Genomic DNA, 1,763 nt, shown 5'->3' with positions numbered 1-1,763 from the left:
TCGCCGCATCACGGCCGTCGCACAGCTGCGCGAGCTGCGCGCGCCTCAGCCCGCGCACGAATGCCATCCGCTCGCCGCCGCCGCTCGCCGCATCCATCGCGCGTGCACGCGCATCGGCCAGGTCCAGCGCGTCGTGCGGATCGATCATCCCCGCGACACTCCACGACGCGACTTCGCCGACGCTGTAACCGGCGACGCAGCGACGGCGCGGCCATACCGCGTCGAGCAGCGCGGTCGCAGCGAGCGCCTGCACCGTGCAGAGAATCTGCGCGACGCGGTTCTCGCGCAGCGCGTCGGGTGCGGCGGTCCGCACCCAGTTGCGCGGATCGTCGCCGAGGAGCCGGCCGGCGTGCACGAACAGCGCATCGGCCTGCGGCGCCGTGCCGGTCAATTCGAACATGTCGGCGCGCTGCGCGCCTTGCCCCGAACACAGGATCGCCAGCGTCATCGCCCCTCCCCGTCGGCTTCGAGCGCATCGACGAACACGCTCATCGCCAGCAGGTCCGCCGCGCCGCCCGGGCTCAACCGGCGAGCGACGAACGCATGGTGCGCCGCGATCGCGTGCAACCGCCAGTCGCGGGCACGCACGCCGCCGCGCGCGACGAACGCACGTGCGGTCGCCCGCGCGAAATCGAGGCCGGCCTGACCGCCCCGGTGCAGCAAATTCGTATCGTCGAGCGCGGCGATCAGCGCGAAGCATGTGTCGACGCGCGCGGCGTGCGCGTCGCCCGGCATGCCGCGTTGCGCGCGGCGCAGTGCCGGCAATCCGACGCGGTAAACGGTCGTGAAGCCACCGGCCGCCTCGCGGCGTGCGCCGCCCACGCCATAGCGACGGCTCGCACGCTCGCCGTGGCTGTCGGGTAGCCGCGGGCCACCCAGGATCTCGGCGCCCCAGCGCTGCGCGACCCATGCGCCGAGCGTCGTCGTGCAGGCCGGGGCCGTTGTGCCGGACGCCATGCGGCGGCCCGCGGCCGCACACAACAGCCCCAGCCCGAAAATCGCGCCGCGATGCGTATTGACGCCGCCGGTCGCAGCAAGCATCGCGTGTTCCGCACGCAGGCCGATCTTGCGCAGCACGGTCATCTCCGCGTCGCGTGCGCCGGCGTCGGCCAGTTCCGCGAAGTACGGCCGCAAGACGGCCGCGCTGCGTTCGAACGTCGCGGCATCCATGTCCGCATGGCTGCCGCTATCGACGTGGCTGACGAGCCCCGGCTTCGGATAGGTCTCGATTTCCAGCACAAGGCTGCGCTCGGCAAGCCCGGCGATGCGCTCGGCATCGGACGGCGCCGGTGCGCGGCAAGCCGCCCAGGCATTCATTGCATGCCTCCCGTGAACGCGTCGGCCGACATCAATTCGACGGCGATCGCGGTCTTGACCGCGACTTCGGGCAGCCGCGCATGCAGCTCGCGCCAGTTCGCGCCCGCGCCGTCGCCGCGCAGCAGCTCGCCGTCGATGCGCATCGGCGCGCGCGCGTCGATGTCGGCCAGCCCGTCGAGCAACGGCGCGAGCGAGGCGGCGTCCGGCAGCGGAAAGACGATGTCGAGATCGGAGGATTCGCTCAGATAGCGCTCGCCCGTCAGCGCCTGCCACGCGAGACTGCCGAACACGCGGCCCTGCACGCCGCAGCGCGCGCCGAGCGCGTCCAGCTCGCGCAACGGCGCGCGCCATGCACCGGGCGCGGCGGCGAGTACGCCGGCCAGTGCAGGCAGCGGGCCGACCGACGCGAGCGCGTCGGCAGCGACGTTCAGCGCGACGCGCCGCTT

General features: G+C 73.1%; 3 protein-coding genes. All 3 read right to left on the bottom strand.

All coding sequences use genetic code 11. The features are described from left to right. Positions 1–448: acyltransferase domain-containing protein (locus J7024_RS36880; protein WP_234746048.1), on the bottom strand; the 448-nt coding region annotated here is incomplete at its 3' end. Further along, positions 445–1,317, bottom strand: a complete 873-nt coding sequence (mdcB, locus tag J7024_RS36875; protein WP_124829590.1) for a triphosphoribosyl-dephospho-CoA synthase MdcB — start codon at positions 1,315–1,317, stop codon at positions 445–447. The genes J7024_RS36880 and mdcB, both read right to left, overlap by 4 nt. Next, a partial coding sequence (mdcG, locus tag J7024_RS36870; protein WP_234746047.1) for a malonate decarboxylase holo-[acyl-carrier-protein] synthase occupies positions 1,314–1,763 on the bottom strand: 450 nt, incomplete at its 5' end. The genes mdcB and mdcG, both read right to left, overlap by 4 nt.

The organism is Burkholderia sp. WTPI3 (assembly GCF_021483755.1).
Classification (GTDB): Bacteria; Pseudomonadota; Gammaproteobacteria; order Burkholderiales; family Burkholderiaceae; genus Burkholderia.
The sequence above is the reverse complement of the archived record's forward strand: the minus strand, read 5'-3'. Positions and strand labels throughout refer to the sequence as shown.

What these genes read in the sequence shown, in the direction of transcription:
- mdcB (WP_124829590.1), bottom strand. Translation starts at nt 1,317, where the DNA reads ATGAATGCCTGGGCGGCTTGCCGCGCACCGGCGCCGTCCGATGCCGAG.